The sequence below is a fragment of the Delftia sp. Lp-1 genome (genome assembly GCF_020523835.1).
In the GTDB taxonomy this organism is placed as follows: Bacteria; Pseudomonadota; Gammaproteobacteria; order Burkholderiales; family Burkholderiaceae_C; genus Comamonas; species Comamonas acidovorans.
On sequence record NZ_JAJALJ010000001.1, the window covers coordinates 582,948 to 605,910 of the forward strand.

At 60.6% G+C, this 22,963-nt stretch carries 16 protein-coding genes, 1 tRNA gene and 3 pseudogenes; 17 read left to right on the top strand and 3 right to left on the bottom strand.

Annotated features, from left to right (window positions below):
* The 8 genes and pseudogenes from LGR64_RS02520 to LGR64_RS02555 all read left to right on the top strand — a co-directional run.
* Positions 1 to 549 (top strand): hypothetical protein (locus tag LGR64_RS02520; RefSeq protein ID WP_230354948.1); only part of this gene is annotated, 549 nt, incomplete at its 5' end.
* A gap of 13 nt (positions 550 to 562) precedes the next feature.
* A complete protein-coding gene (locus LGR64_RS02525) occupies positions 563 to 4,843 on the top strand; it encodes an Ig-like domain-containing protein (RefSeq protein ID WP_230354949.1) in 4,281 nt (1,426 codons plus the stop codon).
* 107 nt (positions 4,844 to 4,950) lie between these two features.
* A complete protein-coding gene (locus LGR64_RS02530) occupies positions 4,951 to 9,072 on the top strand; it encodes an RHS repeat-associated core domain-containing protein (protein ID WP_230354950.1) in 4,122 nt (1,373 codons plus the stop codon).
* Positions 9,056 to 9,466 (top strand): hypothetical protein, encoded by a 411-nt coding sequence (locus tag LGR64_RS02535; RefSeq protein ID WP_141835112.1) that lies wholly within the window; start codon positions 9,056 to 9,058, stop codon positions 9,464 to 9,466. Before LGR64_RS02530 ends, LGR64_RS02535 begins: the two co-directional genes overlap by 17 nt.
* 333 nt (positions 9,467 to 9,799) lie before the next feature.
* A pseudogene (locus tag LGR64_RS02540) lies at positions 9,800 to 9,898 on the top strand (IS5/IS1182 family transposase); the annotation flags it as partial.
* Between the two features lie 72 nt (positions 9,899 to 9,970).
* Positions 9,971 to 10,396, top strand: coding sequence for a hypothetical protein (locus tag LGR64_RS02545; RefSeq protein WP_141835109.1), 426 nt, complete (start codon positions 9,971 to 9,973; stop codon positions 10,394 to 10,396).
* A gap of 124 nt (positions 10,397 to 10,520) precedes the next feature.
* Positions 10,521 to 10,625: pseudogene (locus LGR64_RS02550) on the top strand (integrase core domain-containing protein); the annotation flags it as partial.
* 45 nt (positions 10,626 to 10,670) lie between these two features.
* Positions 10,671 to 10,968 (top strand): annotated as a pseudogene (locus LGR64_RS02555) (transposase); the annotation flags it as partial.
* Between the two features lie 217 nt (positions 10,969 to 11,185).
* Here LGR64_RS02555 and LGR64_RS02560 read toward each other — a convergent pair.
* Complete coding sequence (locus tag LGR64_RS02560; RefSeq protein WP_230354951.1) at positions 11,186 to 13,333, bottom strand: LamG domain-containing protein; 2,148 nt, start codon at positions 13,331 to 13,333, stop codon at positions 11,186 to 11,188.
* 747 nt (positions 13,334 to 14,080) lie between these two features.
* On the opposite strand from LGR64_RS02560, the gene LGR64_RS02565 reads away from it, so the two are divergent.
* From LGR64_RS02565 to pdxA, 3 genes are all read left to right on the top strand, one after another.
* Positions 14,081 to 15,406, top strand: a complete 1,326-nt coding sequence (locus LGR64_RS02565; RefSeq protein ID WP_043789739.1) for an MFS transporter — start codon at positions 14,081 to 14,083, stop codon at positions 15,404 to 15,406.
* Between the two features lie 74 nt (positions 15,407 to 15,480).
* On the top strand, positions 15,481 to 16,233 hold the full coding sequence (locus tag LGR64_RS02570) for a Nif3-like dinuclear metal center hexameric protein (RefSeq protein ID WP_099751245.1): 753 nt from the start codon (positions 15,481 to 15,483) through the stop codon (positions 16,231 to 16,233).
* Positions 16,234 to 16,345: 112 nt separating this feature from the next.
* Positions 16,346 to 17,407, top strand: a complete 1,062-nt coding sequence (gene pdxA, locus LGR64_RS02575) for a 4-hydroxythreonine-4-phosphate dehydrogenase PdxA (protein ID WP_141835103.1) — start codon at positions 16,346 to 16,348, stop codon at positions 17,405 to 17,407.
* Positions 17,408 to 17,499: 92 nt separating this feature from the next.
* On the opposite strand, the gene mscL is transcribed toward pdxA, so the two are convergent.
* Positions 17,500 to 17,928 (bottom strand): large conductance mechanosensitive channel protein MscL, encoded by a 429-nt coding sequence (gene mscL, locus LGR64_RS02580; RefSeq protein ID WP_012207302.1) that lies wholly within the window; start codon positions 17,926 to 17,928, stop codon positions 17,500 to 17,502.
* A 149-nt stretch (positions 17,929 to 18,077) separates the two neighbouring features.
* Here mscL and petA point away from each other — a divergent pair, with 149 nt between their 5' ends.
* From petA to LGR64_RS02610, 6 genes are all read left to right on the top strand, one after another.
* Positions 18,078 to 18,674, top strand: coding sequence for a ubiquinol-cytochrome c reductase iron-sulfur subunit (gene petA, locus LGR64_RS02585; protein ID WP_012207301.1), 597 nt, complete (start codon positions 18,078 to 18,080; stop codon positions 18,672 to 18,674).
* Positions 18,675 to 18,688: 14 nt separating this feature from the next.
* Positions 18,689 to 20,104 carry a cytochrome b gene (locus LGR64_RS02590; protein WP_013800811.1) on the top strand — a complete coding sequence of 472 codons (1,416 nt, stop codon included), beginning with the start codon at positions 18,689 to 18,691 and terminating at the stop codon, positions 20,102 to 20,104.
* A gap of 17 nt (positions 20,105 to 20,121) precedes the next feature.
* Positions 20,122 to 20,877, top strand: coding sequence for a cytochrome c1 (locus tag LGR64_RS02595; RefSeq protein WP_012207299.1), 756 nt, complete (start codon positions 20,122 to 20,124; stop codon positions 20,875 to 20,877).
* A gap of 103 nt (positions 20,878 to 20,980) precedes the next feature.
* On the top strand, positions 20,981 to 21,592 hold the full coding sequence (locus tag LGR64_RS02600) for a glutathione S-transferase N-terminal domain-containing protein (protein WP_012207298.1): 612 nt from the start codon (positions 20,981 to 20,983) through the stop codon (positions 21,590 to 21,592).
* Positions 21,593 to 21,693: 101 nt separating this feature from the next.
* A complete protein-coding gene (locus LGR64_RS02605; RefSeq protein WP_043822309.1) occupies positions 21,694 to 22,224 on the top strand; it encodes a ClpXP protease specificity-enhancing factor in 531 nt (176 codons plus the stop codon).
* Positions 22,225 to 22,322: 98 nt separating this feature from the next.
* Positions 22,323 to 22,398, top strand: a tRNA-Thr gene (locus LGR64_RS02610).
* 69 nt (positions 22,399 to 22,467) lie between these two features.
* Here the strand turns inward: LGR64_RS02610 and LGR64_RS02615 are convergent.
* Complete coding sequence (locus LGR64_RS02615) at positions 22,468 to 22,773, bottom strand: hypothetical protein (RefSeq protein WP_034396930.1); 306 nt, start codon at positions 22,771 to 22,773, stop codon at positions 22,468 to 22,470.
* Between the last annotated feature and the right edge of the window lie 190 nt (positions 22,774 to 22,963).

Here is a 22,963-nt window from a genome sequence, read left to right on the forward strand (position 1 = left end):
AACGAGTTGTACGTGGAGCGGCTGATCAACGGCGTGGTCAGCAACGGAGCTGATGCGGTGACGGTGAACCTGCGCTGCGTGGCGGCGGAGATCTGCGAGACGCCGGCGACGGTGACGATTCCTGCGGGACAGAGCCGGGCCTACATCAACGTGGGCGGCCTGGAGTTGGGCTCCACGCAGATCGAAGCTTCCGCTGCGGGGATGGATTCCATCTATATCAACGTGGAAACAGTGGCACCGACGTTGCGTCTGCAGTCAGTTCCGGCTTCGCTGAAAGCCGGACAGAAAGCGAATTCCATCTATGTGTCTGCCGAAGTACCCGGGGCCTATTGGTCAACAAGCCAATATCCGTCAGACCCCCTGACCATCACCTTCACCAGTTCCGTTCCTTCCATAGGCAACGTCACAGACACCGTGACCTGGAACGCCAACACTGGTAGTTCTACCTACGCCACCTTCACGGCCGTCGCCCCCGGTACCACCCAGATCACGGCCAGCTCGCCCGGGTTCACGCCTGCCACCAGTGCGTCGATCACGGTGAATCCATAAGAAGGAGATGACCATGCAACGCTCCCGATTTTTCCAACATGCCCGCTTCATCCTGTCGGAGCCCGGCTGGCTCAACCCGCTGACAGTGCTGCAGCGGCGGTCCGTGGCGGCATTGGCCGTCGTCCTGGGCATGAGCACGGCCATCGCAGCCGATACGGCCCAACTGACCATTGCCGATGGCGTGATCGTCAAATTCGGCCAGGGCGCCGGCATCAGCGTGCGCGGCGGCCTGCACACGGGATCTGCCGTTGTGCTGACCAGCAGTCACGACGACTCGCAACTGGGCCCGGTGCAGCCGCAGGGGCCGCAAACCCGGGCGCCGCAGGCCGGCGACTGGCTGGGTGTGCTGGTGGCACCTGAAGCCCTTCCCGCCAACCTGAAGCTGGATGGCCTGTCCATCCACCATGCCGGTGGTACCGATGGCTTGCCAACCCATATGGCAGGCGGTGCGGGTTTGGTGCTGGCGGGCGCCAGCTACAGCTTCGACCGGCTGCAACTTGCTGGCAACGCCGTTGGCATCCGCATCGTCGGCAGCGGCATCCCCCGCATCACACGCTCGCGTATCGCAGGCAACGGCGTGGGTCTGCTGGCCGAGCAGGGGGCCACCCCGTCCATCGGTGAATCCGATATTTCGGGCAACAGCCAGTTCGGCATACGCAACACCAGCCCGGCCAGCATCGTCCAGGCCCAGGGCAACTGGTGGGGCCACGCCAGTGGTCCGCGCGATGCCGTGGGCAATCCGGCAGGGCAGGGCAATGCGGTCAGCACGGGCGTGGACTATGGCTCCTACCTGACGGCCGAGCCCGTACTGGCCTGCACCATCGCGCCCACGCAAGGCTATGCCACGCGCGTGCGTGCCGTGGAGCTGCGCCTTGACTGCCCGCAGGCCTCGCAATTCCGCCTGCAGGAAAGCGATCAGTTCGACAGTGCTGCATGGCAGAGCATGACCGGCCACCCCATGCTGGCAAGCTACACGCTGTCCATGGGGGCGGGGAACAAGATGATCCATGTGCAGTTCCGCACGGCACAGGGTGGCATCAACCAGTTCTCGCTGCCACAACCCATTGCATACGCACCTGAAGGTCCTCTGGTGCAGTTCGCCCAGCCGGCCGCTGGTGCCGTGCTGGAGCAGGACACGACCATCGCCATCAACGTGGCCGATCCTGAAGGCGTGCAGCAGGTGGAAATCCTGGTGGATAGCCAGCGCCTGGCCCTGCTGACCGAAGCACCTTTCCAGACCACCTGGGCGCTGGCTGCCGTGCGCAACGGCAACTACACCCTGCAGGCCAGGGCCACCAATGGCATAGGCCTGAGCAACACGGCAACGCGCCCCGTGCAGGTGCAGAAAAAGGGTGGTCAAGGTCCGGTCATCACCGCCACTTTGGCAGGCGCGGCGCTTGTGCCCGATGCGACCATTTCCGCCGCAGGCGAATTGGCCGTGTCCGCGCAAAGCCCCATCGGCATTGCCAACGTCAAGGCCACCATCAACGGCCTGCAGATCTTCGAGCGCAGCGGCGACGCCAGCAGTTCCTTCAGCCACAACCAGTTCATCGACTTTGCGCAACTGCCCAACGGCACGCACAGGTTCGGCATCACGGCCACCGACGTGGACGGGGTCGCAGCGGTACTGGACATCCCGTTCACGCTCAGCCTCAGCGCGCCGCCGGCTCCCGTCATCGCGCAGCCAGCCCACAACGCGCAGGTGTCCACGCCGCAGATTGCCGTCTCCGGCACGGCCATGGCGGGCTCGCAAGTGCAGCTGTATCTGGGCGGACAGGCCGCTGGCACGCCGATGGCCGTGCCAGCCAATGGCAGCTTCTCCGGCAGCCTGACCCTGCCAGCCGAAGGCGCGCACCGCATCGAGGCCACGGCCAGCAATGCGCGCGGCACCAGCCCCAGGAGCGCGGCGGTTGCCGTGACTTATGCCATCGCGGCTCCGACGGTGAACTTCACCATGCCCGGCCGGGATGCCATCGTGGTCGGCAGCACGGCCGTCGGTGTCGCCGCCTCGGCACCGGACGGCATTGCCAAGGTCGATTTCTTCGCCAACGGCAGCCTGATCGGCTCGGCCACGCAGGCTCCGTACAGCATGCAGTGGGATACGTCGGGCGTGGCCAACGGTGCCTTCACGCTCAGGGTCGTGGCTACCAGCAAGGCAGGCAAGACCGGTGAAGCCACGCGCTCCGTCACCGTGAAAAACAAGCCGCCCGAGCCTGAGCAGCCCAAGACACCCTACACGGGCACGGTCAGCTCCGTCAGCCCGGCGGTCTCGTACGGCGCGCAACGCGTCGTCATTGCCGGTGCCGCCGTGTCACGCGCCAGCGGACAGCCCATGCCCAACGCAGCATTGCGCATGGTGCTGGACATCTCGGGCTTCAAGCGGCGCATAGGCATCGCCACCGACGACAGCGGCCAGTACCGCTACGAATTCGTGCCCACGGCCAATGACAACGGCACCTACATCGTCTCCGTCATCCATCCGGAAGAAACCGTCACCACAGAGCAGGGGCGCTTCACCATCAACCGCCTGAGCTTCGACCTGGCCAGCTACCAGCTCACCGCGCCGCGCGGCTTTGCCGCCAGCATCACGGTCAACGCGCGTGCCAGCGCCGGCACAGGCGCCACCGGCGTGCGCTGGGCCGTGGTTCCGGCACAGCAGCCCAGCGGCAGCCTGCCGCCGGGCATCAGCGTGGAGCCGGGTGCGCCGGTCAACGTGGCCGCAGGCGCCTCGGTGCCCATGGTCATCCGCTTCACGGGCAGTGCATCGGCCGGGGAGACGGGCACCGTCGTGCTCACGGCCTACGCCAGCGAGACAGGGGATACGCCCCGGGGAAGCTTCACCATCCACTACCGGCTGGTGCAGGCCCTGCCCGAGCTGTTTGCCAACCCCACCTACATAGAAACCGGGGTACAGCAGGAAAAAACCGTCACGGAAGGCATCACCATCGGCAACCGTGGCCTGGTGGCGGCCCAGGACGTGAAGGTCCAGCTGGTGGACAAGGATGGCCGGGCCGCGCCTTCCTGGATCTTCCTGTCCAGCGCCAGTCACATCGGCGCCGTGGACGTGGGCGCCCAGGTGCCCATCCAGGTCACGGCAAGCCCTGGCAAGGACGTGGCCGATGGCATCTACAACTACCGCCTGCAGATCACGGCCAGCAACCAGGGCACGGGCACCATTCCCGTCTCGGTGGCCGTCACGCAAAGCGGGCAGGGCGGGCTGAGCTTCCATGCCACCGACCTGTTCACGGAAACGCTGGACGCGGGCGGCAAGCCCATACCGGGCGTGGCCAACGTGCGCATCCGCCTGCAAAACGATGCCGTGCTCACCTATCTGCGCACCCTCACCACGGACGCGCAGGGCAAGGCCGTGCTCACCGACCTGCCGCCCGGCACCTACACCTACCGGGCCAGCGGCCCGCGCCATGCCGACAGGTCGGGCCGCATCTTCGTGCGCCCGGGTGTCACCACCTCGGAGCGCGTGCACCTACAGTACCAGACCATCAGCATCGACTTCAGCGTGACGGAAACCACCATCAAGGACGAATACCAGATCACTCTGGAAGCCACCTTCCAGACCCAGGTACCGGCCCCCGTGGTGCTGCTGGAGCCCCTGTCCATCAGCCTGCCCGAGCTGCAGGTGGGCGAGGAATTCACGGGCGAGCTGACACTGACCAACTACGGCCTGATCCAGGCCGACAAGGTCGTCTTCACACCGCCGCAGTCCGACGAGTACTACCGCTACGAATTCCTGGCAGACATCCCCAAGTCGCTGGCCGCCAAGCAGCGCGTGGTCATTCCCTACCGCATCACGGCCGTCAAGCTGCACCCACGCAGCATGGGCTTCAGGCAGGCACGTTCGGCGGAGATGGGGGCTGTGCAGAGCATCGTGGTGAATGCGCGCAATGCGGGCAGCTGCTCGTCGTATGCGCAGTGGGCCACGGCGGAATGTGGCTGGGTCTGTGCCAATGGAGAGGAAGAAACGCGCACGGTTTCCTCCACATTCGGGCGGCTGGTCGGCGGGGCTTGCGGAGGTGGATCTGGCGCAACTCCTCCTTGGCAGCCCGACACCAGATGCCAGGTGATCAATGGTCGTGAGTATTGCGGCCCAGGCTACCCGGGCTGGGGCGGGGCAGGCGGCGGTGCGCAAGGAACCCCGCTGCCGCTGGCCCCCGAATGCACGCCCACCTGCCGTGGCCAGTGCTGCGCAGGCGGTGGCGCGGGTCCTGGTGGGGGAGGCTCTGGCGGAGGCGGTTCGGGCGGCGGAGGCGCAGGAGGTGGGGGCGACTTCCGCTAGTGCAAAAAGCATTTACCACACATCAGCCACGACCGGACATCGCCCGGCCGTCAGCCCAAGAGATGCATTCAACAAGGCAAACGATTCGCGAGACGAGAGGGGAAGAAATGAAAAACAGAAAACATGCTGTGCACGGTTGGCTGTGCGCAGTCCTTGCAGCAGCAAGCCTGCTGCCATCGATGGTCAACGCGCAGGACTACACCAGCCCCAGCGCCTTCACCCGCCCCGGCGACCCCGGCTACTCCCTCACCACCCAGGCCAGCGAACCCCAGGTGCGCTGGATCAACGGCGAATACACGGAAACCCACATCGACCTGCGCGTACAGGTCCTGGGCGGCCCGCTGGATATCGTGCGCAGCTGGAGCCAGGGCCGTTGGTGGCTCAATCCGGCCTGGGCACCGCTGAACTTCGAACTCGACCCGCTGGGTCGTGACGCCCGGCTCATCGAACGCGCAGGCGTCCTGTACGAGCGCAGCGGCCAGGCCGACCTCTACATCGCCAAGGGCAAGAACAACGCCCCCGTCTTCATCAGGCGGCTTGCCGAAGGCGGCAGTGCCCAGAACCCCTTGGCACAGTGGCGCTGGTACGACCGCCTGGGCAACAGCATCGACTACGACGGGCAAGGCCGCATCCTGGGCTACGCCAACACCAACGGCATCAACGTGCGCTTTGCCTACGACAGCGCCACGCGGGCCCGCATTCTGGACCACCACGGCGGCACCGTCTACACGGCCACCCTGACCAATGGCCTCATCACCCGCATCGAAGATCGGGCCGGGCGCAGCGTCAGCTACCAATGGAATGGGCAGTTGCTCACCCAGGCCACCGACGTCATGGGCCAGCGCTGGAGCTACACCTACGACGGCAACGGCCAGCTCACCACCCGCACCGACCCGCTGGGCGCCCAGGTAACGGTCCAGTACAGCCAAAGCATCCCTGCCCCCGCACCGCTGCTCACCCTGGGCGCCGCCGGCAAGGTCCTGGACCCCACGGGCACCAGCGGCACCACCAGCAAACTCTCCAACCTCTGGGGCGGTGGCCGTGTCGGCAAATTCGATGGACAGGGCTGCGCCTCCACCGGCAAGAACCAGTACCTGCGAGAGAAACGCCAATTCCTTGTCACCTATCTGGACTGCCGAGGCAACACCACCGTCTACCTCTACGACCGTGAAGGCAACGAGCTCGAAAGAACCTTCAACGGCAAACCTGCAGCAAAAACCCTCTGGGACGGCAACTACCAGACCCGCGCCATCAATGCGCGGGGCCTGACCACCACCACCAGCTACGACTACAACTACCAGCCGCTGCAGATCATTTACCCCGATGGCAGCCGGGACCAATACGAATACGAGCCCGTGCGCGGCCTCAGGACAAAGCACATCAACCAGGGCGGCATCACCAGCATCTGGACCCATGACGACAAAGGCCGCGTCATCACCTGGACCCAAGCCCTGGGCCGGCCTGAACAGCGCACCACGCGCTACCAGTACGACAGCTACGGGCAACTGACCAGCCGCAGCGCCGGAGCAGGCGACGGCACGGCAGACGATGCCCGCACCACCACCTACCGCTACGACAACAACGGCAGCCTGATCGAGGCCACGGATCCGCTGGGCCATACCAGCAAGGCCAGCTATAACGCAGCAGGCCTGCCAACCACGCAAACCGACGCCCTGGGCAACACCACCACGCTGAGCTTTGATGCTGCAGGGCGGCTCACAAAGGCTACCAATGCACTGGACCAAGCGACCAGCCACCAATACGACGCCAGAGGACGGCGTACCCAGACCACTAGTGCGGCAGGCCGAACAAAGCAAACCCGCTATGACCCGCAAGGCCGGGTCATCGAAACCATTGCCCCCGGCGAAACGCAAGGTGCAGGCACGCGCCTGACCTACGACAGCACGGGTCTGCCCTTGAGCACCACCAGCCCCAGCGGCCTCACCACCCAGACCACCTACGACACGCGGGGCCGCATCGCCAGTAGCATTGATGCAGCAGGCAACACCATCGGCTACGAATATGGGAAAGACGGCAGTCCGTTGGCCGAGCTGCTCGTCGCCTCCCAGTACCCCACATACAAGGAAACCTACCAGTACGACCAGAACGGCCGACAGACCACCGTTACCCGGCATCTAGCGACTCCCTCGACGCCGGACCAAACCCGCGTCCAGCACCAGCAATACGACAGCCTGGGCCAGCGTGTCGCCACCATCGACCCCGCAGGCCGCACCACCATCTACGAATACGATGGACTGGGTCGCCTTGTCAAAACCACCGATCCGCTGGCTCAGGCCACGCAGCAGACCTGGAGCGCCCACGACCAACTCACCAGCTTGACCGACGCCAAGGGCAACACCCACCGCTTCGAATACGACAAGGCCGGCCGACTCATCAAGGAAACTCGGCCCATGGGCGGCACAATCCAATACAGCTATGACGCCGCAAGCCAACTCATTCAACGCACCGACGCAGGCGGCAACACCCGCAGCTACGCCTATGACAAGGCCGGCCGCATGGTGCAGGAAGAGCACCAGCTAGGCGGAAAGGAAACAGACCAGTACGTCACCTACCAATACGACGCCGACGGCCTGCTGACAGGCTACGAACAAAAGGACGGCCAGCAGAACCTGATCAGCAGCGCCACCTACGACAAGGACGCGCAGGGCCGAACCACCCAGAACAAGGTCACCTACGGCAAGATCGACAACTCGGGCAGCTTCAGCTTCACGGTGGGCCAAAGCTACAACGCGGAGGGCCAATTGGCAGGCCACAGCTACCCCGATGGCAGTGCAGGCCAATACCGCTACGACAAGGGTCGCCTGAGCCTGGTCACCCTGCCCGACCAGAGCCAGATCCGCTACGGAAACTACCAATGGCTCACGGCCACGCGCATCGAAACTCCGGGTGCGACCAAGACCATCAGCCTCGATGCGCTGCAAAGGCCCCTATCCATCGAAGTGAAGAACGCCGCCTCCGAACTGCTGGTCAGCCGCCACTACCAATATGACAAGGCTGGCAACATCACCCAAATCGAAAGTGACCTGGGGAAAACCGAGTATGGCTACGACAACCTGGACCGGCTGACCAAGGCCGCCCCAGACCAGCCGCTCAAGGACCTGGGCCTGCCCACGGAGCAATACCAGTACGACGCCGTGCACAACCGAGTGTTCAGTGGCCACCAGGTGGGGCAGTGGAGCTACAACGCGGACAACCAGCTCACCAGCTATCCCCGGCTCAGACCCTTCGACAAAGCAGCACAGCCCATACAAACCCAGGTGGAGTACACGCCGCAGGGGCACACGGCCAGGGAAAGCAGTGACAAAGGCGAACGAACCTACAACTACAACGCCGCCGAGCGCTTGATCCGCTACTCCAGCGCGGAGGCAAGCCAAAGCACCCCCGGCATTGATGCCCAATATCGCTATGACCCGTTAGGACGACGCATCTTCAAAGAGGTGAGGGAGGGCCAAAACTACAAAATAACCTACTTTTTCTACAGCGACTCGGGACTGCTGGGCGAGGCCAACGAGCAAGGGCTGATGACAAGGGCGTATGCCTTCGATCCTAAAAAAAGCGAACAAGGGCTATGGAATACAGACCCCATCTGGCAGGCGGACGTCAGTGAAGCGCAGTTGACGAGCCAGAACACCAGCGTTCACTATCTGCACACGGATCATCTGGGAACGCCGGTGCTGGGGACCAGCAAAAAGGGAGCGGTCATTTGGAATGGTGTTGCGGATGCGTTTGGAACCACAGGGGCATTGCCGCAAAGTCAGGTGGAGATGAATTTGAGGTTTCCGGGGCAGTATTTTGATATGGAATCTGGATTAGTTAATAATCTCAATAGGGATTATTCAAATTTTATTGCCAGATATATGCAATCAGACCCAATTAAACTGATTGGCGGTATTAATTTTTATATTTATTCAGAAAATAATCCTATCATTTTCTTTGATGACCGTGGATTGAAGAGTAAGTCATGCCCTCTTATACTTAGATTGCTTGGGAAATGTGATGGTGCTGATGGATATGATAGTTGCGCTAATGATGCAGTTGATGAAGGTGGGAATTGCACAACATGCTACGCCTGTTGCGCTTTGAATGAGAAAACTTTAATTGGACTGTCGGAGTGTAAGTTGCATTGTATGAGAATAGTTAATCCTGGCGGAGGAACTTGCCCAGAAGATAAGGTCTCTTGTGGGAATAGGCATGAAAAGAATACTTAGTTTTTTTACAGTTGGGATTGTTTTTGCTTTGGGGTGCGGGGTAGGGTATCGCGTCCATAAAATAGAAAGCGAAAACATAGAGAAATTTTCTGCGATAAAAGAAATGAATTTCTCGCTGAAAAATGCGCGTACTCCGGATTGCTTGGGAGAAATAAGGGCTACAGAATATCTATTTAAGTTTTGCAGAGCGAACTTTTCTCACGAATTTATGATGGATAAAGATTATTTAAATTACAAGGATGGTATATACAGAAACGATTTGCGTTTTGCGGCTAAATACAGGATGGAAAATCCAATAGACGAAAGTTACTTCAAGAGCTGCAAAGGAGTTAGCCTAGAATACCGTGAGCTTATAATGAAATGTTGGGAAAGTATAAGTCACGAGTTAAATTGATTTAATTAAATATTTCAACACAAATGGATTTTCGTCATTTTTCAAGAAATTAAGAGAAATAAATAAAGCAAGAGTTCTTTTGTATTGATATTGCGAAAAATAATTGCATATTGCAAAAAGGATTGGATAGTCAGATTCAATAGTGAGGAAGACATCTTTAACAGTAAGAACCACTATGGAAGGTCTGCATAAATCACCTCATTACCTGATTGGCATCGACGTGAAGCACTGAGACGATACGCAGCATGAAGCAGCACGGCCTGGGCTTGGGACAAACAGTCAAGCGAATGTGGTGCCGGGAGTTCCTGGACTAGATGGACCGACCTTGTGAGCTACCAAGGTACTGGCAAACGGCTTAATGCCAAGCGAGACGTGACATGGCACATCGCCATGCGACCCGATAAACGCCGCCTGCTGGAGCCGGCCAAACCTCGAACAGATGAAAAAGGTGGCAGAGTGCCAAGCTGAATATGCTTCATGCATGGCAAGTTTCGGGGGAAATAAATGAAAAAATTATTAGTCGGCTCCGTTTTTATAATTGTCTTTTTGAGTGGGTTTGTATTTTGCTTATTTTTTTCAATCAAAGCTAGTAAATTATGGGTTGCTGAAGAGGATATCAGAAGAGCGTTTTATTACGAATCGAAAGCTGTGGAAATGTATAATTCTGGGAATATTTCTGCTGCACGAGATAATATTGTGGCAGCCAGTGCTCTGGTTGATAATATTGTTAAACGGAATGAATGGGACTTGTTTGCGCCACTATTTATTATTGTTCTTCAGGAACCTGAGTCGAGAGAAGATTACAACAAATGTTTATTGAGCTATCTTGATAAGGTGAAGGAATATGGTAGAGAGAAATATGATTCGAAAGACTATTGTAGCGTTTTAGGGGAGGCGCTATTCGAGCACAGAAGTGGAGGGGAAAATTAGGACTTACGCAAAATCCGTATCAACGTGACCTGCCGATTTCTTCGGGCCAGTGATTTATGGGAGGAGAGCGTGCTTAGATGTACGGTCCCAGGAACATTCTTCAGCTGGAAGAGGAGAAAGCACTATGGCAATCCGCCTGCATGGCAGTGCCCGCACAACGCCGCGTATCCGTGCAGAACTCCAGCTAGCGACCGGCTCGCATCGGTCCTTGGCCAAGCTCTACGGCATTAAGAGTGGCTAACACCACTCCGTCACAGGCCCCCGCAGAGCAGTTATGTTCGCTGCCCTCATGGCACGACGACGCGTGAGCAAAGAACTGTGGCGACAGCTACAGCCCCTGATCCCAGCCTTCGTGCCTTCGTGCCTTCGTGCCTTCGGCCAAAGGCGGTGCGCGCAAACTCGCAGTCAGCGATGAGGCCGCCCTCAACGGCATCTTGTTCGTGTTGCAAACAGGCATTCCGTGGGAAGACCTTCCCCAATCCCTTGGGTACGGCAGCGGCATGACTTGCTGGCGGCGCCTGCGCGACTGGAACGCCGCTGGTGTCTGGGAGCAGTTGCACCATGACTTCCTGGGACCGTACATCTAAGAGACGGGGACTCATTACCATGCAGGATGCGCGGGAGAAATTGAAGGCTTGCAGCATGACTATAACCATCATCGCCCGCGCGGTTTGCTTGGCCACCTGACCCTAATCGAATTCGTCAAAGAGATATTAGATCAACAGCTGGAAAGTCGCTCAACTCCAATTTTGAAGTGACCGGATATGTGGAAAATGCCCGCGAGAAATCTCATCGCGGAAAATCCGACGCCCGAGTAGGCGGGGTGAAGCCACCGATGTAGCGAGCCACTCCCTTAGTGATGCGCAATTCATCCACATTGGCGTTGAGGTACGAATCACCATACCCAAGACTTTGGCCAAACTGTGTAATGAGGGCTGAGTTGTTCAAATTACGTGAAAGTGTCACTCGGTTCATCTCTACTCCATTGCGGTAGCCGTAGAGCTGATTGCCCAGGCGTGACACTGCAAAGTGAGCCCATTGATTCTGTGCCACATCATGCAGCCCCATGCTAAACCATGCGTTGCCTGCCGTTGGGCTGGCATATTGAAAACCAATTTCTGCATCGTTGTTGATGATGCTGTAGTCATGATCGACTCCACTGGTTCTTTTGGAAAGCACCGTCCCGTACAGCGACGTTCCACTCCAGGCTCGCAAATACAGCCAAAACTCAATGGTGAAGTCTGAACTGGAGAGATTCATGTCTTCCGAATATGGAACATGCAACATCGATCCGCTGCCATCAAAGCGCACGCTCGCAGTGCCTACTTTTTTCACATCCCCCATCGTGAGCACCGTACCGTTTCTGGATACATTTTTTCCCGTCTCTTCGAAAAAGGTGGTTCCAGAATTCTCGCCGTCAAAATGCATCAGCAGTACGACTGCACCAACCCCCATTTCGACGTCAAATGACTCCAATACATTGCTGTCGGGATCAAAAGCCTGAACCGCGAACCTGTAGTACCCATTGGCAGCGGTACTCACGCCGCTGATGAGGCCTTGCGCACTCAGCGCTAGCCCGTCCGGCAGTGTTCCTGCAGCAAGCATCCAGACAACAGAAGAAGATGCAGACGAAACAACTTGGCCGGAAAGCTGGCTGAAATAGCTCTCTCCCCGTGCCGCAGAAACCAGAAGGCGCTTGTCCGTCGGCACCGACACTGTCGTCTCGCCACGCACGACGAGGGTTGCGAGTACAGAGGAGAAGTTCTCGGCGTGAGCGGTCAAACGGGTCGCACCGGCAGCCAGACCAGTCACATCAAAACCGGCACATTGCTGCCCAGCCTGCAAGACAACCGATGCAGATACATTCAGTAACGAAGGATTTGCCACTGTCAGCTGAACGGGGACGTCGCGAGCTTCGGGATTCGGCAGACACACAGTCATGGCAGTGCGAACGCCTTGATTGAGCACGGCACTCGAAGGCGCCAGACTTAGCAAAGGCATATCTCGCACTTCAACCTGAGCCTCCGCAATGCCCAGACTGACATGACTGACGGTGATCTTTGCGAGGCCAAGATTTTTGGCTTGAACTTTAAGATCCGCGCTATGTTGCCCCTCCGGAATGAAGATGCTGGTGCTTGTTGAGGCAACTGAAGGATTGCTGCTGCCTGCGTCCAGAGTCATGCCGCCAGAAGGCGCCGCTGTATCGATTGATATCTGAAGAGAGCTTTCAGTACCAGGATTGAGTTTGAGGCTGGCGGGCTTAATAGCAAGAGCCTCTTGACCCACATGAATCAAGCCCTGTTGTACGAGATAGGGAATGCCCAGCAAACCCCAAGTTATTGAATTTCGGATATGGCCAGATGGCACAACGATCGCATTCAGAAGATTTCCGTAAGCCGAGTTGCCGTTTCCCACGGGAGAAGACTCCAGATCCATTATCACTGCAGGCGCGTTGTGATGATGAATGATCGTATTGGATATTTGTGGAGACGAAGCCTCGATGGCGATACCCTCACCATATTCAAAATGTACATAGGCCAACCGTGTCAGCGAATTGTTGGTGCCAGCAGTAAAGCGCCATGTCCCCCAATCCCCAGCAGCTGGAGTGCTTTCGGCAGAGGTGATCACGATCGGCTTGGTTGAAGTGCCAACAGCGTTGAAGGCACCTTTTTGAAGAGTAAAGCTGGCATTCCGTGCCATGCGAATCGTCACGCCGGGCTCGACGCTCATGGTTGCGTCATTGCCCAGCACGACGGCGCCTTGGAATGTATAAGGCGACTGTGCGGCGCGCAGTGTGATATTGCTTTCAATGCGGCCAGTGATTTCTGTGAGGCTTTGGGCTATAGATTGACTGCTGCTCGCCAGCATTGCGAGCAGTAAAAGAAATTTAGCGCCAGCTTGACGGGCTATGCGCTTCACTTTGAACAATTCACTCACCGCACGACCTCTGTGTGTTGAACCAACCGGAACGCAAGTATGGATGAAGTACAGTCCGCATACCCATTCTTGGTATTTGTTGGTTGTCGTTTTTTTGCAATATGCGGGCCATGGCTTTTGCGTTCCGCTGGAATCGGCTGGGCTGGACTTCTTGAAGAGTGAAATTGACGGCCGTGACCCTTCATCGGGAATACCTGCGTCGGCGAGCGGCGGTGATCAGCGAACCAGATGCTCACGCAGCAGCCTGTTCATGTCCGCAAAAATAGGATTGGTCTGACCGTCATGCCTTTTCGCGGGCAGAGTCTGGAGGGCGTGTGAAGGAAGCCGATCCAGGGCCGATTCAAAGGCTTCTTGCCTGCGACTCGCAACAGACGCCGCAAGGGTTATGAACGATCAATTTCATCTGGCTGGCGCGATGCAAGCGCTGCACTGTTGAAGGGCGTTTGCGCGCCTGCCGGCAAGCCCGCCCTCCCATGACCCATACGCCAGAGCGGGTAGACGGTCCGCCGTGATGTTGCGCCCAACGGCGCCAAAGCCGCGCTCCCCACACAGCTACAGTACAAACCCTAGAATCCCCGGACGACTGCGCCACGCCGCGTTCGCTGTTGCGCCGGCCCACAAGCCGGCCCCAAGAGAGAGCCAAGTCCTCCGATCCCGAAGTCTTGCAGAACGATCTGCCGCTGCACGCTCATCCGTTGCCGTGGCATCCACCGCGCCGTCCTGCTGTTCGATCCCTGGAAAAAAACCATGACTACGCTTGACCAAGCGCAGCCGGGCATGGCCCCCGCTGTTGCGACCGCACGTCCTCTCAACCGACAGGACTACAAGACCCTGGGCCTGTCGGCCCTGGGTGGCACCCTGGAGTTCTACGACTTCGTCGTTTTCGTTTTCTTCGCCAACGTCATCGGCAAGCTGTTCTTCCCGGCCGAGATGCCGGACTGGCTGCGCCAGCTGCAGACGCTGGGCATTTTTGCGGCGGGCTATCTGGCCCGGCCCATCGGCGGCATTCTGATTGCGCACTTTGGCGACATCCTGGGCCGCAAGAAGATGTTCACGCTGTCCATCTTCCTGATGGCCGTGCCCACGCTGGTGATCGGCCTGCTGCCCACCTACGCCTCCATCGGCATTGCCGCGCCGATTTTGCTGCTGGCCATGCGCGTGCTGCAGGGCGCGGCCATTGGCGGCGAGATGCCGGGCGCCTGGGTCTTCGTGGCCGAGCATGCGCCGGCGCGTCACTATGGCTTTGCCATCGGCTCGCTGACTTCGGGCATCACGGGCGGCATTTTCCTGGGCTCCATCATCGGTGTCTGGCTCAACAGCACCTACAGCGCCGAGGAGATCCACGACTGGGCCTGGCGCATGCCCTTCATCCTGGGCGGCGTGTTTGGCCTGGTTTCGGTCTACCTGCGCAAGTTCCTGCACGAGACACCCATCTTCCAGGAGCTGATGGCACGCAAGCAGGCCGACCGCGAACTGCCGCTCAAGACCATCGTGCGCGACCACCGCCAGGCCTGCGTGCTGGTGGCGCTGATGACCTGGGTGCTGTCCACGGCCATCGTGGTGGTGGTGCTGTTCACGCCGGCCTATCTGCAGAAGGTCTTCCACATCGACGCGGCCCTGGCCATGAAGGCCAACGCCGTGGCCACGGTGACGCTGACGCTGGGCTGCGTGTTCTGGGGCTGGCTGTCCGACAAGATGGGCACGCGTGTGGCCATGGTCACGGGCTGGCTGGGCATGACGGTGACGGCCTATGCGTTCTATCTGAACCTGCCGGGCACGGCGTCCTCGCTGGTGTGGAGCTACGCGCTGGTGGGCTTTTTCGTGGGCAGCATTGCGCTGCTGCCGGTGGTGGGCGTGCGCGCTTTCCCGGCCGAGGTGCGTTTCACGGGCCTGTCCTTTGCCTACAACATGGCCTATGCGGTGTTCGGCGGCATGACGCCCATGCTGGTGTCCGTGTGGCAGCAGGTGGATGTGATGGCGCCGGCCCACTATGTGGCGGCCATGGGCATCCTGGGCGCGGCCATCGGCTTCTGGCCCCTGGCCTGCCGTGGTTGGCAACCCAGGCGCGGCTGAGCTTGGCAGTGGAATGAAGGGCAGCATGGCTGCCCTTTTTGTTGGGCGCCGCATGGATCGCTGACAATCCTTTCATGAGCACCACGCGACAAGAACTCCTCGCCCACTTCGACGGTTTGCTGCAGCCCGAGCGCTTCAAGGACTATGGTCCCAACGGCCTGCAGGTGGAGGGGCGCGGCGAGATCCGCCGCATCGTCAGCGGGGTGACGGCCAGCCGCGCGCTGATCGAGGCGGCCATCGAGGCGCAGGCCGATGCCATCTTCGTGCACCACGGCCTGTTCTGGCGCGGCATGGATGGCCGCATCACGGGCTGGCTCAAGGAGCGCATCCGCCTGCTGCTGGCCCACGACATCAATCTCTTTGCCTACCACCTGCCGCTGGATGCCCATCCGCAATGGGGCAACAACGCGCAGTTGGGCGTGCAGCTGGGGCTTGAGGGCCAGGCAACGTTTGGCGAGCAGAACCTGGGCTGGATGGCGGCAGCGGAGTTTGCCGACGCGGCGGCGCTGGGCAGGCATGTGGAGCAGGCGCTGGGGCGCACGCCTGTCTGCGTGGGGGGAGAGCGCCTGCGCCCCATTCGCCGCATTGCCTGGTGCACGGGCGGTGCGCAAGGTTTCTTCGAGGCCGCGATTGCCGCTGGGGCCGATGCCTTCATCACGGGCGAGATTTCCGAGCCGCAGGCGCACCTGGCGCGCGAGACAGGCGTGGCCTTCCTGGCGGCAGGCCACCATGCCACGGAGCGCTACGGCGCGCCGGCCCTTGCGGGCCAGGTGGCATTGGAGCTGGGGCTGGAGCACCGTTTCATCGAGATCGACAATCCGGCCTGATGCTGGCCTGTTATTGGCCCGTTGTTCGCCTACTATCGGCCCGCCCAAGGGGCGAGGCCTTTTGCTGCAAGCGCGGTGCGAATGACCGGCTTGCCTGATCCGGATACCGAAAATGCCTGATTTCACACACCCCCAAGCCGCGATTGCCATCACCCAGGGCGACTCTGCAGGCGTAGGGCCCGAGACCATCGCCAAGGCATTCATGGAAGTGCCCGAGGTCATGCGCGGCTGCTTCGTCGTCGGCGAGTTGCAGACGCTGCGCCGGGCAGCCGCCGTGGCGGCGCGTGCGCGCGATGGCGACAACGCCATTCCCCTGCCCGTGGCCGTCATCGAGTCGGCTGAGCAACTGTGGCAGGTGCCGCGCCACTGCATCCCTTTGCTGGAGCTGCCCGGGCTGCCCGGTCCTGCGTCCTGGGGCCAGGTGAGTGCCAGCGCCGGTGACGCGGCTGCGCGCTGCGTGGTCTGGGCCGCGCGGGCTGCCTTGCGCGGCGAGATCGCGGCTCTTGTGACGGCGCCTCTGCACAAGGAGGCGCTGCATGCTGCGGGCGTGGACTTTCCTGGTCATACCGAGCTGCTGCAGTTCGAGGCTGCGCAGCATGCGGGTGTGGGCCTGGACCGCATGCCGGTGCGCATGATGCTGGCCAACGATGAGCTGCGCACGGTGCTGGTCAGCATCCATACCTCGCTGCGCAAGGCGATCGATGCGGTAACGAAGGACAACCTGCTGCAGACCTTGCGCATCACGCATGAGGCCCTGTCTCGCAGCCTGGGCCGCCCGCCGCGGATCGGTGTGGCAGGGCTGAACCCGCATGCGGGCGAGGGCGGCCTGTTCGGCAGCGAGGAGGTCGAGATCATCGCCCCGGCCATCGCCCAGGCGCGCGCCGAGGGCCTGGACGCCCACGGACCTTTTGCGCCCGATACGGTGTTCATGCGGGCCCGCAATGCGCCCGGCCATCCCGGCGAGTTCGACGTGGTGCTGGCCATGTACCACGACCAGGGACTGATTCCCGTGAAGTACCTGGGCGTGGAAAAAGGCGTGAATGTCACATTGGGGCTGCCGCTGGTGCGCACCAGCCCGGACCACGGCACGGCTTTCGATATTGCAGGGCAGGGCCTTGCAGAGGCGAGCAGTCTGATTGAGTCCGTGCGAATGGCGCGCAAATTGGCGGCTTGAATGGCTAGCCCAAGCACCGGGAATCTGCAGTAATGGAAAACGCCCGTGGCAACCATGCCACGGGCGTTTTGATTTGCGTCAAAACACGGATTTCAGCGCTTGAGGCTGTCGCGAATCTCGCGCAGCAGCACGATGTCTTCGGGTGTGACGGGAGCTGGCGCGGGGGCGGCCGGGGCCTCGCGGCGCAGGCGGTTGATCTGCTTGACCATCATGAAAATGATGAAGGCCAGGATGATGAAGTTCACCGCCACCGTGATGAAGTTTCCATAGGCAAATACGGGGACGCCGGCCTTCTTGAGCGCATCGAGCGTCATCGCTGTTCCGGGGGGCACGCTGCCCAGCACGACGAACAGATTGGAGAAGTCCAGCTTGCCGAAAACCAGGCCAACGACCGGCATGATCAGGTCGTTTACCACGGAATCGACGATTTTGCCAAACGCTCCGCCGATGATGACGCCCACGGCGAGATCTACCACGTTTCCCTTAACTGCGAACTCACGAAATTCCTGCATCATGCCCATGGCTGGCTCCATCTGGAAAGAGTTTGAGATAGCGCAGTATTGCGCGGCTTTGGAGCCTGTCAATGTCGGAGTCGGTATGGAATAACCATACTCGCCCCGCTACAATTTATTGTTGACCCCAACTCAAGCGACGTAGTTCGAGGAACCCCATGAGTGACACTCCAATCGACTCCAGCAAGCGGACGTGGATCATCACGTCGGCGTGTGCTGGCGCGGTGGGCGGCGTGGCGACAGCCGTCCCGTTCGTGAGCACCTTCCAGCCATCCGAGAAGGCCAAGGCCGCCGGGGCTGCAGTGGAGGTCGATATCTCCGCACTCAAGGACGGCGAGAAGCTCACGGTCGAGTGGCGCGGCAAGCCAGTCTGGATCATCAAGCGCACGCCGGAACAGATCAAGGAACTGCCCGAGCTGGACAGCCAGCTGGCCGATCCCCAGTCCAAGCGCCACCCTGAAGAGTTCACGCCGCCCTACGCGATGAATGAAGCCCGCTCGATCAAGCCCGAAGTGCTGGTCGTCGTCGGCATCTGCACGCACCTGGGCTGCTCGCCTTCCGACAAGTTCCAGCCCGGCGCGCAGCCTTCGCTGCCCAATGACTGGAAGGGCGGCTTCCTGTGCCCCTGCCATGGCTCGACCTTTGACATGGCTGGCCGTGTCTTCAAGAACAAGCCGGCCCCCGACAACCTGCAGGTGCCGCCGCACATGTACCTGTCGGAGACCAAGCTCCTCATCGGTGAAGACAAGGCTTGAGGGAGACAAGAACAATGGCCCACGAATTCAAGGACATCGATCCGAACGCGCCCGCAGGCGCCAAGCTCACGAACTGGTTCGAGAACCGTTTTCCAACGGCTTTCGACGCCTACCGTGTGCACATGTCGGAGTACTACGCTCCGAAGAACTTCAACTTCTGGTACATCTTCGGCTCGCTGGCGCTGCTGGTGCTGGTGATCCAGATCGTCACCGGCATCTTCCTGGTGATGCACTACAAGCCGGACGCCGAGAAGGCGTTCGCCTCGGTCGAGTACATCATGCGCGATGTGCCCTGGGGGTGGCTGATCCGCTACATGCACTCCACGGGCGCGTCGGCCTTCTTCGTCGTCGTCTATCTGCACATGTTCCGCGGCCTTCTGTACGGTTCGTACCGCAAGCCGCGTGAACTGGTCTGGATCTTCGGCTGCGCCATCTTCCTGGTGCTGATGGCCGAGGCCTTCATGGGCTACCTGCTGCCCTGGGGCCAGATGTCGTACTGGGGCGCCCAGGTGATCGTGAACCTGTTCTCGGCGATCCCTTTCATCGGCCCTGACTTGGCGCTGCTGATCCGTGGCGACTACGTGGTGGGCGATGCCACGCTCAACCGCTTCTTCAGCTTCCACGTGATCGCCGTGCCCCTGGTGCTGCTGGGCCTGGTCGTGGCCCACTTGCTGGCGCTGCACGACGTGGGCTCCAACAATCCGGACGGCATCGAGATCAAGGGCCCCAACGCGCCCAAGGACGCCAAGGGTCATCCGCTGGACGGCATTCCCTTCCATCCCTACTACACGGTGCACGACATCTTCGGCGTGACGGTGTTCCTGTTCCTGTTCTCGGCCGTGGTGTTCTTCGCGCCCGAGTTCGGTGGCTACTTCCTGGAGTACAACAACTTCATCCCGGCCGATCCGCTGAAGACGCCTTCGCACATTGCGCCGGTCTGGTACTTCACGCCGTTCTACTCGATGCTGCGTGCTATCACCAGCGAGATGATGTATGTGCTGATCGCCTGCGTGTTGCTGGGTGCGGGCTTTGGCGTGCTCAAGTCGCGCCTGCCGGCCGCCGTCAAGGGCGTGGTCGCCATCGTGGCCCTGGGCGTCATCGCCATGATGCTGTCCATCGACGCCAAGTTCTGGGGCGTGCTGGTGATGGGTGGCGCCGTGATCATCCTGTTCGCGCTGCCCTGGCTCGATTGCAGCCCGGTCAAGTCCATTCGCTACCGTCCGAGCTGGCACAAGTACCTCTACGGCATCTTCGTGATCAACTTCGTGATCCTGGCCTATCTCGGTGTGCAGCCGCCTTCGCCCATCGGCGAGCGCGTGTCCCAGGTCGGAACGCTGTTCTACTTCGGCTTCTTCCTGCTGATGCCCTGGTGGAGCCGCCTGGGCAAGACCAAACCCGTTCCCGATCGTGTGACGTTCAAGCCGCACTGAAGCTGGAGAGAACAACAATGAAGAAACTGATTCTCACGTTGATCGCGGCCCTGGGCATCATGACCGGTGCACAGGCTTCCGAAGGCGGCATCGCCTGGGACAAGGCCCCGGGCAAGACCAATGACACGGCATCGCTGCAAAACGGCGCCAAGCTGTTCGTCAACTACTGCCTGAGCTGCCACTCGGCCGCATTCATGCGCTTCAACCGGCTGCAGGACATCGGGCTGACCGAGCAGGAAATCAAGGACAACCTGCTGTTCACCACCGACAAGGTGGGCGAGACCATGAAGGCGGCCATCAACCCGAAGGAAGCCAAGGAGTGGTTCGGAGCCAATCCGCCGGATCTGACAGTGATCGCGCGCTCGCGCGCAGGCCACAACGGCACGGGTGCCGACTATCTCTACACCTTCCTGCGCACCTTCTACCGCGATGACACCAAGGCCACGGGCTGGAACAACCTGGCCTTCCCCAGCGTGGGCATGCCCCATGCACTGTGGCAACTGCAGGGCGAGCGCCGGGCCATCTTCGAAGAAGCCGAAGAGCACGGCGTGAAGACCCAGGTTTTCAAGGGGTGGGAGCAGGTCTCTCCCGGCTCCATGAGCCCAGTGCAGTACGATCAGGCAGTTGGCGATCTGGTGAACTACCTGCAATGGATGGGTGAGCCGGCACAGAACAGCCGCATCCGCATTGGCGTGGGCGTGCTGCTTTTCCTGGCGGTCTTCATCTTCATTGCATGGCGCCTCAACGCCGCGTTCTGGAAAGACGTCAAATAAAACCGTGACTGCAGAAGGTCGTGCAAGCGATTGCGCGGCTGAACTGTGTGCAGAGTGGGCGCCGCGAGCGACCCACTCTTTTTGATTTTTAGGAGCCTCCACCATGATGGTGCTTTATTCGGGAACGACCTGCCCCTTTTCACACCGTTGCCGTTTCGTCCTGTTCGAAAAAGGCATGGACTTCGAGATCCGCGATGTGGACCTGTTCAGCAAGCCTGAAGACATCAGCGTGATGAACCCGTACGGCCAGGTGCCCATCCTGGTCGAGCGCGACCTGATCCTGTACGAATCGAACATCATCAACGAGTACATCGACGAGCGCTTCCCGCATCCCCAACTGATGCCCGGCGACCCGGTGGACCGCGCCCGCGTGCGCCTGTTCCTGCTGAACTTCGAGAAGGAACTGTTCGTGCACGTGAGCACGCTCGAGGAGCGCAACGTCAAGGGCAACGAAAAGGCCATCGAAAAGGCGCGCGCCCACATCCGCGACCGCCTGACGCAACTGGCTCCCGTGTTCCTCAAGAACAAGTACATGCTGGGCGAGAACTTCTCCATGCTGGACGTGGCCATTGCCCCGCTGCTGTGGCGCCTGGACTACTACGGCATCGAGGTGTCCAAGAACGCCGCCCCGCTGCTCAAGTACGCCGAGCGCATCTTCTCGCGCCCTGCCTACATCGAAGCGCTGACGCCTTCCGAGAAGGTGATGCGCAAGTAATTCGCATCGGTTGACGACTGATTGCGCGGGCAGGGAAGGCGGTCAACCGGTCGCCATCCTGCCCGTTTTCGTATTACGACCACTCTTTTCCTGGGATCGTCATGACTGCCCCCGAAGCAACTTCCACCCGCCCCTACCTGATCCGGGCCCTGTACGAGTGGTGCACCGACAACGGCTTCACACCCCACATCGCAGTGCGCGTGGACCGCAACGTGCAGGTGCCGCGCGAGTTCGTGCGCGACGGCGAGATCGTGCTCAACGTCAGCTACGACGCCACCAGCGGCCTGCAGATGGGCAATGACTTCATCAGCTTCACGGCCCGCTTTGGCGGCAAGCCACGCGAAATCATGGTGCCTGTCGAGCAGGTCATGGCCATCTACGCACGGGAGACCGGCCAAGGCATGGCTTTCCCGGCGCCGGAGTCGGATGCCGACGCCGACAACGAAGTTTCGGTCGAGCAGGAATCCGATGAGCCTGTGTCGCAGGACGCAGTTGCCGAAGTGCCGGCCGAGCCAGCTGCCGACGAACGCGTGGTGCAGTTGGTGAGTATCCAGAACGAGGGTGATGATGAAGAGCCCCCGCGCACGCCGCCGCCCTCGGGCACGCGGCCCTCGCTGAAGCTGGTGAAGTAGGTTTTCCGTATCCCGGGCCTGCGATTACGCGCGCAAGCGTGTTCGCAGACGCCGGGAACGGCTGAAGCAGTCTTTTTCTGCGCTAGAATTCGTGCTTCGCCGGTTTAGCTCAGTTGGTAGAGCACCCGCCTTGTAAGCGGTAGGTCGTCAGTTCGAATCCGACAACCGGCACCAAAAGGTCTCCTTCGGAGGCCTTTTTTCATTGCTTTCTTCATTTCCGGCCGCGTTTGTTTCAGCGGCCGATCAGGCCTGCACTTTGAGCCGGATCTCGGTCACATCCCACCCCTTGGTGCGCAGGTGGGCGGCCATGGCGGGAAGCAACTGGCGGATCTTGGCGGCTGCCGCATTGTTTCGCACCAGCAGGCACCAGGTGCTGCCCTCGATGGGGCCCGCCTGCAGGCTGGCGCGCAGCAGCGGCGGCACCAGGGGCAGGATGGCCGTCAGGCGATTGCTGGAGTCCCGGGTGAGCTGTGCGAGCCGCGCCAGCGTGGGCGAGTTCTCGACGGCGTGCAGGGCGGTGACGGCGTGGTGGCGGCGTGTGAAGGTCATGGGCTTGAAGGGCTGGACTGGCAGCGTTGGCATGCGCCGGCCCGGAGGGTCGTTATAGCAGCATCTGCCGGGTGGCGCGGGTCCGGGGATTCGGGTTCGGGGCTGTGCGGCTGCATGCGTCGTCCTGCCTGAAAGAGGGTTGGACAGAGGCAGTTAGAATCAATTGTTCGGTTCTCGCTTCGGCCCGGTC